At 65.9% G+C, this 14,003-nt stretch carries 11 protein-coding genes, 2 tRNA genes and 2 riboswitches; of the genes, 4 read left to right on the top strand and 9 right to left on the bottom strand.

The annotated features are described in order from the left end of the window. Positions 1 to 7: 7 nt before the first annotated feature. Together cobW and IP65_RS12055 are read right to left on the bottom strand one after the other, a co-directional pair. A complete protein-coding gene (gene cobW / locus IP65_RS12060) occupies positions 8 to 1,045 on the bottom strand; it encodes a cobalamin biosynthesis protein CobW (RefSeq protein WP_022678352.1) in 1,038 nt (345 codons plus the stop codon). Between the two features lie 193 nt (positions 1,046 to 1,238). Next, positions 1,239 to 1,460, bottom strand: a riboswitch (cobalamin riboswitch). Positions 1,461 to 1,531: 71 nt separating this feature from the next. After that, the gene (locus IP65_RS12055; protein ID WP_028658409.1) at positions 1,532 to 2,545 is read right to left on the bottom strand and encodes a HoxN/HupN/NixA family nickel/cobalt transporter; all 1,014 of its coding nucleotides are present in this window, start codon (positions 2,543 to 2,545) and stop codon (positions 1,532 to 1,534) included. Between the two features lie 199 nt (positions 2,546 to 2,744). Further along, positions 2,745 to 2,987, bottom strand: a riboswitch (cobalamin riboswitch). Between the two features lie 158 nt (positions 2,988 to 3,145). Between IP65_RS12055 and IP65_RS12050 the strand changes: the two genes are divergently transcribed. Beyond that, positions 3,146 to 4,144, top strand: coding sequence for a hypothetical protein (locus IP65_RS12050; RefSeq protein WP_022678350.1), 999 nt, complete (start codon positions 3,146 to 3,148; stop codon positions 4,142 to 4,144). A 10-nt stretch (positions 4,145 to 4,154) separates the two neighbouring features. On the opposite strand, the gene IP65_RS12045 is transcribed toward IP65_RS12050, so the two are convergent. From IP65_RS12045 to IP65_RS12035, 3 genes are all read right to left on the bottom strand, one after another. Next, positions 4,155 to 5,033 (bottom strand): oxygenase MpaB family protein, encoded by an 879-nt coding sequence (locus IP65_RS12045; protein ID WP_022678349.1) that lies wholly within the window; start codon positions 5,031 to 5,033, stop codon positions 4,155 to 4,157. A 140-nt stretch (positions 5,034 to 5,173) separates the two neighbouring features. After that, a tRNA-Met gene (locus tag IP65_RS12040) sits at positions 5,174 to 5,250 on the bottom strand. A 128-nt stretch (positions 5,251 to 5,378) separates the two neighbouring features. Then, positions 5,379 to 5,627 (bottom strand): YdcH family protein, encoded by a 249-nt coding sequence (locus IP65_RS12035; protein ID WP_022678348.1) that lies wholly within the window; start codon positions 5,625 to 5,627, stop codon positions 5,379 to 5,381. Between the two features lie 185 nt (positions 5,628 to 5,812). On the opposite strand from IP65_RS12035, the gene IP65_RS12030 reads away from it, so the two are divergent. Further along, positions 5,813 to 5,888 (top strand) — tRNA-Thr (locus IP65_RS12030). A gap of 192 nt (positions 5,889 to 6,080) precedes the next feature. Here IP65_RS12030 and IP65_RS12025 read toward each other — a convergent pair. Both IP65_RS12025 and IP65_RS12020 read right to left on the bottom strand, forming a co-directional pair. Further along, positions 6,081 to 7,610: a glycosyltransferase family 39 protein gene (locus IP65_RS12025; RefSeq protein WP_054131912.1), complete on the bottom strand. Its 1,530-nt coding sequence runs from the start codon at positions 7,608 to 7,610 to the stop codon at positions 6,081 to 6,083. 19 nt (positions 7,611 to 7,629) lie between these two features. After that, entirely contained in the window at positions 7,630 to 8,010 is a 381-nt protein-coding gene (locus IP65_RS12020; RefSeq protein WP_022678208.1) for a glyoxalase/bleomycin resistance/extradiol dioxygenase family protein, read from the bottom strand. Between the two features lie 275 nt (positions 8,011 to 8,285). Here IP65_RS12020 and IP65_RS12015 point away from each other — a divergent pair, with 275 nt between their 5' ends. Continuing rightward, positions 8,286 to 9,182 carry a helix-turn-helix domain-containing protein gene (locus IP65_RS12015; RefSeq protein WP_022678209.1) on the top strand — a complete coding sequence of 299 codons (897 nt, stop codon included), beginning with the start codon at positions 8,286 to 8,288 and terminating at the stop codon, positions 9,180 to 9,182. A 50-nt stretch (positions 9,183 to 9,232) separates the two neighbouring features. Here the strand turns inward: IP65_RS12015 and IP65_RS12010 are convergent, their stop codons facing one another. After that, on the bottom strand, positions 9,233 to 11,665 hold the full coding sequence (locus IP65_RS12010) for a TonB-dependent receptor (RefSeq protein ID WP_171794986.1): 2,433 nt from the start codon (positions 11,663 to 11,665) through the stop codon (positions 9,233 to 9,235). 284 nt (positions 11,666 to 11,949) lie between these two features. Here IP65_RS12010 and IP65_RS12005 point away from each other — a divergent pair, with 284 nt between their 5' ends. Continuing rightward, on the top strand, positions 11,950 to 13,305 hold the full coding sequence (locus IP65_RS12005; RefSeq protein ID WP_054131910.1) for an amidohydrolase family protein: 1,356 nt from the start codon (positions 11,950 to 11,952) through the stop codon (positions 13,303 to 13,305). Here the strand turns inward: IP65_RS12005 and IP65_RS12000 are convergent. Continuing rightward, positions 13,302 to 13,952 carry a TetR/AcrR family transcriptional regulator gene (locus IP65_RS12000; protein WP_022678211.1) on the bottom strand — a complete coding sequence of 217 codons (651 nt, stop codon included), beginning with the start codon at positions 13,950 to 13,952 and terminating at the stop codon, positions 13,302 to 13,304. The genes IP65_RS12005 and IP65_RS12000 overlap by 4 nt on opposite strands. Positions 13,953 to 14,003: the final 51 nt, after the last annotated feature.

The following is a 14,003-nucleotide window of genomic DNA, read 5'->3' as shown; positions in this document are numbered from 1 at the left end:
CCGCCGATCAGGCCGCCAGCACCGCCCTGATCGTTTCGGGTTCCAGCTTGTCGCGCTCGGCAATCGCCACCAGTTGCCCGGTGCGCGGCTCTCCCACCTGCCAGGGCCGGTCATACTGATGGCGCACGCGCGCGCCCACGGCCTGAACCAGCAGGCGCATCGGCTTGCCCGCCACCGCGACATGGCCTTTCACGCGCAGCACGCCATGCTCTGTGGCCAGGCGGGCGATGCGCGCGGCCAGGTCGGCCGGATCGGATACCTCGCCCAGCGGCACGACGGTGCTGGCAAAATCGTCGTGCTCGTGATCGTCGGCGCCATCGTGGTGCGACGGGCGGGCTGCGATATCGTCTTCGGCCGCCGCGTTTAGCCCCAGGATCACGCGCGGATCGGCTGCGCCTTCGGCCAGGTCAATCACCGGAACCGCGCGCGGCGCGGTATCAGCAATCATGGCGCGCGCCTTGGCCAGACCCTCCGGCCCGGCCAGATCGCCCTTGGTCAACAGCACCAGATCGGCACACGCCAACTGGTCTTCGAACACTTCGGCCAGGGGCGTTTCGTGATCGATGCCGGGATCGGCGGCACGCTGCGCGTCGAGCGCGGCGAGATCGGGGGCAAAGCGGCCGGCGGCCACCGCCTCGGCATCGGCCAGCGCCAGCACGCCATCGACGGTGATGCGGCTGCGGATCGCCGGCCAGTCAAACGCCTTGAGCAAGGGCTTGGGCAGCGCCAGCCCCGAGGTTTCGATCAGGATGTGATCGGGCCGGGGATCGAGCGCAAGCAGGCGTTCGACCGTGGGGATGAAATCATCGGCCACGGTGCAGCAGATGCAGCCATTGGCCAGTTCGACGATGTTTTCGGCCGGGCAATCGGGAATGGCGCAGGACGTGAGGATATCGCCATCCACCCCCAGCGTGCCGAATTCGTTGACCACCACGGCCAGGCGGCGCCCGCCAGAGTGGCGAAGCAAGTGGCTGATCAGCGTGGTCTTTCCCGCGCCGAGAAAGCCGGTCACGATGGTGACGGGCACTTTTGCCAGATCCGGCATGCACAAAACCCTTCCGCGGCGCCAGGCGAGCGACACGGCAGGGCTTGCCGGAAAACGATCCGGCCAGGCGCGCGGCAGCGGGCCGGCGCACGAAAGCGCCCACCACAACGCAACCCGTGCAGCCCCAGCCGCACAAGTCTTCGTCGCCCAGACGGAAGTATTACCGTGCCCGGACCATCCCCTGGATCAAGGCAAGAGCGACCAGTGCGCCGGCAGGTCTCCTGGCTCGTGGGTCAGGGCTTGATGCACGCCTTCCCAGGCCCGCTTGGGGCCCAGTGGCCATCCCCGTCGTGCGGGGAACAGTGCATCGCGCTCGCCACTTACAGTTGCAGGGACAGCTGCGGACTTGGGGCAAAGCCCCGCACCGCATTCCCGATTAAGCCCCTCTCGGGGCACCGACGCGATCTTTTGCAGGGCACTGGCCGAAACCGGCGCCTGCGCTGCCCTCCTAGCCGAGTTCGCCGGCCAAGCCAACCGGGCATGACATCAGATTGCGCGAACCACCTCGATGTCGTCGAGCCGCTGCCAGCGATAGATCGCCGCACTGGCCAGCCAGCACAACGCAAACAGGGCAATGATGGCAAAGCCCAGCCCGTTGAAATTGCTGGCAAGATTGGCCGCCAACCGCCATGGCGCACCGGTCAGGCCCAGCTTCTGGCCGATCAGTGCGGCCGCCTCGATCCCGCCGATCACGATCGCCACCAGCGCCGAAACCAGCGTGATGGTGATGTTGTAATAGAGCTTGCGGATCGGCTTGACGAAGGCCCACTCATAGGCGCCAAGCATGACCACACCATCGATCGTATCGATCAGCGCCATGCTCACCGCAAACAGCGCGGGCAGCACCAGGATCGTGCCCAACGCCAGGCCACTCGCCGCCTGGCTGGCCGACAGGCCGAGCAGCGCGACTTCCGTGGCCGTATCGAAACCCAGCCCGAACAGAAAGCCAAGCGGCGCCATGTGCCACGATCGCGTGACCAGGCGAAACATCGGGCGGAACAGGCGCGATAGCAGGCCCCGGCCCGACAGCAGCAGGTCAAGGTCTTCCTCCACATAGGTGCCCCCTGCGCGCACATGGGCAAAGGTGCGCCACACCCCACGCAGGATCACCAGGTTCATGGCGGCAATGGCAAACAGGAACAGCGCCGATATCGTCGTGGCGATCATCCCGCCCACCTCGCGAAAGGCGCCAAACCGGGCGAGCGCCGTGGCCGTCAGCGCCACCAGGACCGAAGCGATGGCGATGATCGTGGCGTGGCCCAGGGCAAACCACAGGCCCACGGCGATCGGCCGCTGCCCCTGCTGCATCAGCTTGCGCGTGACATTGTCGATCGCGGCGATGTGATCGGCATCGACCGCGTGGCGCAGCCCCAGCCCCCAGGCGAGCACGGCGGTGCCCAGCATCAGCGGCTGATCATGGAACAGGCCCAGCGCCCACAGCCAGGCCAGGGCATTGGCCAGCAGCAGCCCGGCCAAAAGAGCAGCGATATGCCGGCGCAGCGAGGGCGCGGCCGAACGGGCCAGCAGGCGGCGAACAGGAAAGGAAACAGGCACGAGCGGAATACTCCGGCCAGAATGGCGACGGAGCCGGACGCGTGACGCCACGCGCACGCCACAAGGCGCCCACGCAGCCACACACCGGCCAGGCGGCGTCGCTCTGACGGACCGAACCGTGCCGCGGCCATCCCCTGGACCAAGGCATGAGCGACCAAGCGCCGGCCGGTCTCCTGGCTTGCGGGTCAGGGCTTGATGCATGCCTTCCCAGGCCTCGCCCGTCTTGGCGTCCGGCCCAGTGGCTGCCCTCCCCGCCGATATCGGGAAAGGCGGTATGCATCGCGCTCGCCGCTTACAGTTGCAGGGACAGCCGCGGATTTGGGGCGCCATGGCCCCGCACCGCATTCCCGATTGAGCCCTTCCGGGCACCGGCGCGATCTTTGCCCGGCAGAAATCCCGCCAGGCCCACCGGGCATAGCCAGCCGGCAGCGGCGGCGCAACGCCCACGCGATGGTGGCGCTGCGTTTTCGGTGGTTGCGAGCGACGGCGCGCTGGGCAATGATCGGCACTGCCCGGCATCATCGCCGTCGCAGGAGGCCGCGCAGGATGATTCCAGCCGCACGCATCGCGCATCATCGACGGGCAGCAAACCTGGTCCCCGCCGTCGTCATCGTTGCCGCCATGCTGGCCGCGCGCCTACCGCTGGCGCAAAGCCACCCCGCGCTGTCCTTGTGGCTTTGCCTGTGGCTGAGCGCCGATAGCCTGCTGTTGTCACGCATCGCGCGCGATGGCGCCGGCCGTCCCGACGCTCGAACCGTATGCGCGACGCTGGCAGGCGCCTGTTGCCTCGTTAGCATGGCCGCACCGCCTGCCCTGCGTGCCGCCTTGTTGGCCATGCCCGGCACGATGGTGGCCATGGCGCTGGCGCTGCTTGCCCACCTTGCCCTCGCCGGTCGGCAGGCGCTGGCTATCGTGCGCCGGGGCGGCACGGCCGCGCGCTGGGAAAGCGTAGCCGCACAATTCCTGCCCCCTGCCCTGGTGCGCCTGGCCCGCGCGGAACTGGTGGTGCTGCACATGGCTCTGTTGCGCTGGGGAGGACCAGCCGACGTTCCACCCGGCGCGCGCGCCTTTGCCTATCACCGGCACCTTACGCCGATGGCGATAACGCTCCTGTCGCTCTCGGCCATCGAAGTGGCGGTCTATCACGTCTTTCTGGGCCACTGGAGCCGCCTGCCGGCCTTGGCGATGTTCGTCGTGAGCGACTTGGGACTGGTCTACCTGGTGGGCGTGGTCAAATCGTTCCGCTTTCGCCCGATCCTGCTGGAGGCAGACAGCTTGCGCATTCGCGCCGGGCTGCTCCTCGACGTGGCAGTGCCGCTCAACCGCATCGAGAGCGTCAGCATGGCCATCGACGGCGCCGAGGTGCGCGATGCCGCCACGCTCAATGCGGCGCTGCTGGCCTGGCCCAACGTGATCGTGCATTTGCGCGCCCCGATTGATCATCATCGCCTGCTGCGCCGCCGCAGCATCAGGCGCGTGGCGTTCCGCCTGGATGAGCCAGAGCCATTCGTGCGCCTGTTGCAATGGCGGCTGGGCCAGCCCTGAACCGCGCCGTTCAACCTGCCGGTGGCAGGCGGCGGGCCGGGGCAAATGCCCATTGCAACGTGCGCGCCATGGCCATGGCGCCACCGCGCACGATCGGTGTCGCCGGCCGGGACAGGTGGCGCCCGTGCAGCGCCTGCGCCCAGCGCGGCATCAAATCGACCGCCGCCTGGAACAGCAGGTGCTGGGCCGGAGCGGCGGCCAGCGAGGGCGACGGCTGCGACAGCACCATGCGCGCGACCTGCCGTGTGCGCTGATCAGCATGCAGTTCAGGGCGAAACGCGGCGATGAGTGCCTCGGCCTGCGCGCGCGTTTCCGGCACCGGATCGGCGCCAAGCCGGCGCGCCACCACACCCGCCTCGCGCATATAGGTGTCCTGGTCTGCGCTTGACATGCCGGGCTCGCCATAGGCGATCCACGCATCGAGAAAACCGATAGCCTCGCACACGTGCACCCAGGCCAGCAGGTGTGGGTCGCTGGCGCGATAAGGCGTGCCGTCGGCCAGGGTGCCCTGTACATATTCGTGCACTGCCCGCACCTTGTCGATCGCGGCATCCGCCTGCCCACGCTCGGCATAGGTTGTCACGGCAATGAACCGCGCGGTGCGGCGCAGGCGGCCCAGCATGTCGTTGCGGAAAGTGCTGTGGTCCCACACGCCAGCCAGCGCTGCCGGGTGCAGCATTTGCAGCAGCAGCGCGGTCACGCCCCCGATCATCATCGTGGTGACATCGCCATGCACCCGCCAGATCACCGAATCCGGCGCAAACAGCGCATCATTCGAACGCACGATCGGGCTTTCGCCCTTGGCCCGATCATGGAACAACGCCTGCACCCGCCCGACAAGCAGTCGCCGCAGCGTTGCGGCAGGGCCAAGATCACGGCGTGAGGTCATGCTCAAGGGTTTGCCGCAAGGCCACGTGCAGCGCCAGCGCAAAGCCAATGCAAGGACACGGCCATGCGGGCAAAACACTGCGCGCCTGGCGACCGCGCCCCTGTAAGAGCGCCATTATCGCTGCTGAATATCAGGAAAAGTGGTAGCGGAGGAGGGACTCGAACCCCCGACACGCGGATTATGATTCCGCTGCTCTAACCGACTGAGCTACTCCGCCCCAGGTCCGCGCCGCGTCTGGCGACGCGCGGTAGGGCGGCCGATTAGGCGGCGCGGGCTGATCCGTCAACCTGCTTTTTTCCAGCGATCCCGATGTTCTCCACAGGCTTGCGCATGGCCGTTGTGCGCTCAGCCAGCCTTGGCAAGCACCAGTTGTTCGGCCAGCGCGTCCAGAACCGCCAACCGCTGCTTCTTGAGCGCTTCCACGTGCTGGTCAGAGCTGGGCGCAACCTCGCTCTCGATCCGGTGCACCGCATGGTTGAGGGCGTGATACTCCTCGACCAGGCGGTGCACATGCGCATTGCCGAGCTTGAGCGCGTGCAACAGCGCGGCATCGTCGGGAAAGGCATCCTTGAGATCACCGGGCACGTGGGTCATCGCTTGCTCCTGCAAAGGTGTTCGTGCACGCGATCATGCCGGCCTGGGCACGCGGCGCATTGCGCTCCATCAAACCGGCATGGCCATGGCTGTGCAGAGATATCCACAAAAACCCGGCAGCGCGTGCAAAACCCATTGCAATCCCGTGCGTGCAAAGCTAATCGCCCGCCAGCCCACACGGCAGGGCCGCTTTAGCTCAGTTGGTAGAGCATCGCATTCGTAATGCGGGGGTCACAGGTTCGAGTCCTGTAAGCGGCACCACGGGTTTCTTCCCATAAAATCTCAAAATATTGATTTGGCCATATTTTCGGTCGATTTCGTCTTCCGGATGCTCTCGCTTTGCGCCAGAATTTCGCACCGCGGTTTACGCCAGGTGGGGGCATTTCTGGGGGAAACGGGAGCCTGGCAAAAGGCGTTGCCGCCAAATAGGCACGTTTGCTGCTGTGGCTGCCGTCAGGAGAAGTTCTTGAGATCCGGCCACATCTCGGTCAGCGATGGCTTCACGTTTTCGCACAGCGCTATCACCTTGCCGTTTTCATACGCCATGGCATAGCGCGACCAGGTTTGGCCGAGCAGCGTGACCTTGCGGCAATAGGGCTGCATGGTGGCCAGGTGATCCTGCACCGACAGCACGTGAATGGGATGCTGTCCGCGCAGGCCCCAAAGGTAATACTGGTTGTGCCCGCTCAACGCGGGCGGCAGGCCCTGGCCGTAGAGATCGAGCGCGGCCGCTTCGCCATAGTTGTCCACCTTGATGGCCGTGACCGCGCGCTCCGGCGCCGGGATGCGGGCCCAGGCTGCATCGACCTGCCGCGCGAAATCGCGCCAGCCCAACTGGTCTGCCATGCTCTGTGGCAAGGCTGTGCCGGCAAAGCTGCGCTCTTGCTGCTGCGGCGCCAGCCCGGTTGCCCGCACATAGCGTTCCAACGCGGCTGGTGACAGGATTGGCAGGGCGAGCGGCGCTGCCAGTGCCGCGACGACGACGGCTGCCGTGGCGACCGCCGCCACACCCACTTTGGCCGGCATGCTTTTTACCCAGGGTGCCAGCGCAGTCGCGCCGATCACGAACAAGGTGGGATAGAGCGGCGCCAGATAATAGTCCTTGCCGTGACCAAGGCGCACGATGACGATCACCACGACGGCGCCGATCACCAGGAAACGAAGATCGGCCAGGCGCCTTGCCAGGAACGGGGCCGCCAGGCCGGCGATCCACAGCGGCGCGAACGCCGGGTTCATCACCAGCACCTGGTTGACGAGGAACGGCATGGCATCGACCGCCGCGTTCTTGCCCTTGGCCGCTGCTGCCAATTCCAGGAACGGAAAGCCGTGGGCATATTGCCAGAGGAAAGACGGCACCGCGATGATGGCGGCAATCGCCACGCCGCCCCACAAGGCCGGCCGCCGCAGCAGCACGCGGCCCGGCGTGACGAGCAGGCCGGCGGTCAGGCCGACCATCCAGAACAGCATGGCATACTTGATCTCAAGCGTGAGCCCGACCAGCAGCCCCGCCCCCAGCAACGCGCGATCATCACCGTCGCGACCGGCTTTGACCAGCAGATAGGCAAGCGCCGTCCAGGCCAGCGGCTCGAAAGCCGAGGTGTTGAGCGTGGCAACGATGCCCATCAGCATGGGCGCGAGGGCGCAGGCCAGGCCGGCCATCGCCTGTGCCAGCCTTCGCCCGCCCAGCAGCCGCGCGAAGCGCATCGCCAGCCATACCAGCGCCCCGCCCGCCAGCGCCGTCGGCACACGCAAGCCAAAGGCGCCCCATCCCAGCTTGAACAGGCCAGCGGCGAGCAAGGGCACGCCGGGCGGCTGGTCGACATAGCCGAACGCAGGGTGCTGTCCGCAGACGATGAAGTAGAGCTCGTCGCGGAACAGGTCGTACCGCCCGGCAAACAGCAGGTGGACTGCAGCAACGGCAAGGCCCGCAACCAGCGCCAGGCGCTGGTCCGGACATTTGGCGCTGGAAACAGGCACTGTCATCGATCCATTCCTGCGGGCATCAGTTCGAGGGCTCGCCCACGTCGATGCGGTTTCCATCCGGATCGGCGAACACGAAAGCGCGCTGGCCATAGTCCTTGTCGGCCAGGCGTTTGATGATCCGCACACCTTTGCTTTCGCAGATGGCGTAGAGTGCAGCCACGTCGCTGACGTAGATATGCATGACGTTGGTGGTCGACGGCTTGTGACCGGGCGTGCGGCTCAGGTGAATTTCCGCGCGCCCCTTCTTGAGGACCATGAAGCCGACCGGAGACCCGTTCTCGAATACTTTCTCAAAGCCGAGCACGCCCACGTAAAAGTCGTGCGCGGCGTGAATGTCCCGCACGCTGATTCCGGGTGCGGCGCGTCCGAACGTGATGTCAGCTATTCCAGGTTCCGCCATCGTCTTGTCCTTGCCAGGCAGGGGCGGCGGTGCGCGTGCCGATTGCGGAGCGGTGTCCTTGGCGCGGTGTTGAACACCGGCCGATTATCCATGTCAACCAATGGGCTGATCGGCCGGGCAAAGCTGCCGGCGGTCGGGCATGGCTGCCACGGCACCGCGAGTCCGCCAGGTGGCCATGGCATCGTCCATCAAGCCGCGACTGTACAATCGTACGGTTTTTCGCTACGCCGCGTGCGGGACCGGAAAAACCGGCAGGCCGGGAGAGAGGATTGGCTATGCGTATCGGCACCGAATCGGGACTTACAGCCGCAGACACTCACGGCATTCTGCTGCGGCCGGAACACGAGGTCTTGCAGTCGAGCGACTCGCTGGAATGGCAGTCGTTCTATGCCTCGCACCAGCGCGAGGCCCCCTATGCCGACACGTTCGGCGGAAATGACCATCATCTCATCATCGTGCATCTCAATGGCCCGGTGCGCATCCGGCGCGAACTGAGCGGCGAACGGCGCGAGGCGCGGATCGGCACCGGTGGGCTGTTTATCCTGCCGGCGCAGCGCGACTTCGGCGTGGCGCTCATGTCACCGCTGGAGACGGTGCACCTCTACGTCCATCGCAAGCTGATCGCGGCGACAGTGCGCGAACTGTGCGACGACGCGCTGGACTCGGTGGAGTTCCTGCCGCGCATGGGAGAGCACGATCCGCTGCTCGAACAACTGGCGCGGCTGGCCTGCACGATGATCAAGGAGCGGCAATCCGATCTGTTTGCCGACAGCGTCGCCCGCCTCATCGCCGCGCAACTGGTGCGCCACCATGCTCTGGCAAAACGGGTGGAACTGCCGCGGATCACCGGGCTCCAGCCGAGCCAGATCGCCCGGGTGCGCGCTCTGGTTGCAGAGAAGATGGAAGCGCCGATCAGCGTGGACGATCTTGCCCGTGCGGCCAATTTGAGCCCGATCCATTTCGCGCGCCAGTTCAAGCGCTCAACCGGGCGGGCGCCCTATCAGTACATCATCGAGCAGCGGGTGGAGCGTGCGCGCGACCTGCTGCGTGGCGATCTGCCGATTGCCGAGATCGCCGTGCGGTGCGGCTTCACGCACCAGGAACACCTTACCCGGATCTTTGGCCGGACGACGGGCGTTACCCCGGCCGCCTATCGCCGTTCGCTTCGCTGAGCGGTGGTCACTGGGCCCCGGGACGCCCATCCCGGGGCCCAGCACCGCCATCAATACTTGATCGCGAAACGGAAGCCATAGAGGCGCGGTGCGCCGGGCGAACCGGCGAACAGGTTGGCATTGGCGTTATAGACGATATCGCCCCACGGACGCTGGTTGCCGATGTTGTTGACGAACAGTGTCGCCGACCATTTATCGTCCTCGCCCGAATACGTGGCCGAGGCCTGGCCGGTCCAATAGGCCGCCTGCTGTTCGATATCGAGCAGTTCGAACCCGACATAGCTGGACGACTGGTAGCGGGCGTCACCTTGCAGCACGATCTTCGCGGTGCCGATGGGAATGGTCTGGCGCACGCCGAAGTTCATCGTCCATTCCGGCGAACGCAACGCGCGCAGGCCCGAACAATCCACCACCGAGGAGACAGAGCCCGGCGCCGGGGCCGTCACCGCGCAGCGGGTAGGCGGCGGCGCGGGCGTCGAATAGCGAAAATCGGTGTATTTCGCATTGAGATACTGGATGTTGGCAGTGAGCAGCGTGTTGCGCGCAGCCAGGAACTGTGCCTCTCCCTCGGCACCATAGTTGCGCGAGTTGCCGATGTTTTCGGTAAAGAAAGCCGAAGCACCGTTCGAATCGACGCCAAGATGCGCGATCTGCTGGTTCTTGTAACGCCAATAGAAGGCTTCGAGATTGAGCTGGAGGCGATTATCGAAAAATCGGTTCTTTGATCCGATCGTGTAGGCCTGGATCGTTTCGGGGCGGTATTGCTGCCGGGTGGGATCGACGGCGAAGGAGAACCCGCCACCGCGATAGCCGGTTTCGACCGAGGCATAGAGCAGCGAGTGCGGACCCACGTCATATTCCGCACCGGCCCGCCAGGTTGCGCGGCTGTTCTTCTGCTCCATGTTGAGCACCGCGCGGTTGTTGCCCAGGATGCTGGTGGGCGCGGACGGATCAGCATAGATGCTGCTGAATGCCGGAACCGGGCTTGGCAGCGGGCCCACCAGGCCAAGGCTGGAGATCAGCCCGGCCGGGGTCTGCGTATAGGGCAGCACCAGGCCACCCGGGCAGCTGGCCGCAACGCAGACCGCCACCAGCGTCTGCGACGCGCCATCGACGGTCTTGCGATCGCTGGTATAGCGCAGCCCGCCGCTCAGGCGGAACGTGTCGGTAAAGGCCAGCGTCACCCGGCCGAACGCGGCATAGGATGTCGTATCGAGCGCGCCACCCAGATAGTTGGTCAGCGTTTGCTGGGCGAACACGTCGGCGGTTTGCGATTCCTCGCGATAGTAGAACGCGCCGAGCAGGTAGCGGAAGAAGCCCGTATCGGGCGAAGCGAAGCGCGCTTCCACGCTCTTCTGGGTGGTCTTCTCGTCGAACAGGCTGATGAACGAGGTAACCGCGTTAAGCGCGTGCACATCGGCACGGCGATAGGCGGGAATCACGGTCAGCGTGCCGGCAGCGGTAGTCCAGCTCAGCTCGGCATTGACGCCCCAGAACGTGCTGTTCTGCCCTGGATAGGGGGCGAGCGGCTGAAGCGTGCGACCGATCTGGAAGCTGACCTGCTGCGGGAACAGCGCCTGCACCTGCGGATCGTACAACCCGGTGCCGCGATCGGTGGGTGCCGGCGTGATCGCGCCGGTGACGGGATTGCGCACGCCAACCAGGGCCGCGCTGCCACCCACGCCGCCAGCCTTGTAATAATCGGCAGCGATGCGGATCGAGAAATCGCTCGTCGGGCGGAACAGCAATTGGGCACGGGCACCCTTGCCGTCCTCGTCATTGGTACCATCGCTCAAATAGCCATCATGCTTGCTGTAGATGCCGGCAACACGCAGCGCGGCCTTGTCAGACAGCACCAGATTGACATCGCCTTGCAGCACCACCGTGTTGTAGTTGCCGAGCGTGGCGGAGAAATCGCCGGAATTGCCGTCCAGTTTCGGGCGCGCCGGCAAGATGTTGATCGCGCCACCGGTGGCGTTGCGGCCATAAAGCGTGCCCTGCGGGCCCTTGAGCACTTCGACCCGTTCGACATCGTAGAACACGCCGGTGGTAGCGCTCGGCCGGCCGACATAAACGCCGTCATAGTTGAACGCGATCGCCGGATCGCTGAACGAATTGACCGCGAACGTGCCCACGCCGCGCAAGTAGAACAGGTTGGACGAGCCGCTGGAGGCGACCTGCAAGGCGGGCACCAGCGTCGTCAGCTGCGAGGACTGGGTGACATTGAGCCGGGCGAGTGCGTCAGACGATACCACGCTGACCGCGATCGCGGCGCGCTGGAGGTTTTCCGAGCGACGTTGCGCGGTAACCACGATGTCCTTGAGGCCTTGCTCGCTCGCGTCGCTCTGCGCGCCGCTGGCGGCCTCTGCGGGCTCCGCAGCAGGCGCCTGGGGCGCGGCGGCCGATGCGGTCTGCGCGGCAGCGGGCATCGCGCACAGCGCGAGCGCCAACGGTGCAGTCGACAGGAAATAGCGTGGGTTCAAGGCATCCTCCCATTTGCGTTGTTTGCTGTGTCCCTTGCGCTGGCTGGTCCGGCGCAGGGCACATGCGGTTGATGCTGGTCTAGGCAGGCCCTTTGCCGGAATCCTGCATGATGCAGCACGGCCGATGCATGAAAACGGCACGCGCAGTTCCCCGGTCGTTTCCGTGCAGGCAAATGCCCGGAACATGCAGGAACTTCCCTGTCGTCGGGGAGAATGCCAAGGATGGCGCAAAGACCGGGCCGCAGCGCATGCTGCAGAGCGCGGGATGGTTAGGAGAGATGCGAGTGAATAACGACCAGGCCGTGGCAACCGATCTTCCCCGCGGTGCATATCTGATCCGCGGCGCCCGCATCCTCACCATGGACCCCGCAATAGGCGACCTTGCCCGCGGCGATGTGCTGGTGCGCGGCGGCGCCATTGTCGCCGTGGCCGAGGAGTTGCCAGCCGACGATGCCGAAGTGATCGATGCTGCCGGCATGATCCTGATGCCCGGCTTCATCGAGACGCACTGGCACATGTGGAACAGCATCTGGCGCGGTTTGTCGCATGATGCGCCCGGCTATTTCGCGCTCCACCGCCTTGCCGGGAGCTACACCGCCGAGGATCACTATGCCGCCATCCGCTATGCCGCGACCGAGGCGATCAATGCTGGCGTCACCACCTGCCACAACTGGTCCAATGCGCTGCGCAATACCGAAGACGCGCTTGCGCAGGCGCAGGCCCTGGCAGACAGCGGCATCCGCGCCCGCTTCGGTTATGGCCATCTGCCGCATCCTGGCTCCACCGCCGTCGACGATGGCGAAATTGTCCCCATGCTCGAATGGCTCGGCCAGCATGGCGACGAGCGGATCGATCTGGGCGTCGTCATCCACACGACGCAGCACTTCGTCACCGAAGTGGAAGCGGCGCGGCGCCACGGGCTCAAATCGATCGCCCCGCATGCCGACCTGTCGCAGGTTCTGCACCTTTTGGGGCCAGAGTTCATCTTTACCCATGGGCCCGGCACGCCGGACCAGCTGCTCCAGCTTTTGGCGGCGCGCGGCGTCAAGATTTCCCTCTGCCCTTCTACCGACACGATAATTGGTGCAGGCTTGCCGCCGCTGATCCGCTTCCTTGAAAACGGCGTACCGTTCCACGACATCGGCTTCAGCGTCGATGTAACGGCGCAGACCTGCGTGGATCCGTTTGCCGCGATGCGCACGATCATGGCCTCTGCGCGAATCGCCCAGCAGCGCGGCGCCTCGTTCACCGAGATCATTATGCGGCCCGGCAACCCGGCAGATCCCACCAATGGCCTGACCATGCCGCGCCAGATGCTGCAGCTCGCAACGCTGAACGGCGCGCGGGTGCTGGGACTTGAAGACACGACCGGATCGATCGCGCCCGGCAAGCGCGCCGACCTGATCCTGGTACGCACCAGCGATCTCAACATGATCGCGGTGGACGATAGCAACGCCACCTTCCAGCTGGTCCAGCACGGCCAGCCGGCGAACGTTGACACCGTCATGGTCGACGGCCGCTTCCTCAAGCGCGCTGGCCAGCTGCTGGGCATCGATGTGGCCGCCGTCGGCAAGGCCGCCGCGCGATCGCACGATGCGATCCGCCGCCGTGCCCAAGTCGGCTGCGACGCGACGCTCTAGGCGGCGTGGGGATCAGTTCCCGCCGGCTCCGCCAGGGCGCGGATGCCGGCGGCGGCGAAACGAACGATCGGATCGAAGCTCGCCACAACATCGCTGCTGGACAGGCGCCCGTGGGTCAACCGGTCGAGCAGCCGGGTGTCGGCAAACATGCTCACCATGCCGCCCAGAAGCAGGACATAGCCACGTGCGGCCAGATCGGGCGTGAGGCGCGGCTCCACCACCTGGATGCGGGCGATCATTTCTTCGGCCACCCCACCGAAGATCGCCGCGGCAACCGGGGTCCACCGCGCATCCTGGGTCATCATCGCGTGCAGGCGGGCATAGGAGCGCCAGCCTTCGTCGCCCTCGGCGATCCGTTCGACATAGGGACGCAGAAAGGCCGCCAGCAGTGCTTCCAGGTCTGGCTTGTCCAGCGCGTCGAGCGCGGCGAGGCGTGCCGTATTGATGATATCGGCGCGCCGTTCCAGCACGGCGGCAAACAGCTGATCCTTGGCGGGGAAGTGGTGGGTCAGCAGGCCGAGCCCGACCGGCCCGCGTTCGGCGATCATCCGCATCGAGACCCCGTCGAAGCCATGCACGGCAAACAGCGCTTCTGCTGCGTCGAGGATGATCTCGCGCTTGGTCTTCTTCTGCGTACGTCCCGTCACGCTCGTTTCGTCCCCCGGTGCAGCGCGGCGCTTCGACAGGGCCGCGCGGCG

Origin of the sequence: Novosphingobium sp. AAP1 (assembly GCF_001295765.1) — a bacterium.
Taxonomy (GTDB): domain Bacteria; phylum Pseudomonadota; class Alphaproteobacteria; order Sphingomonadales; family Sphingomonadaceae; genus Novosphingobium; species Novosphingobium capsulatum.
This window is presented reverse-complemented; position numbering and strand designations above follow the sequence as displayed.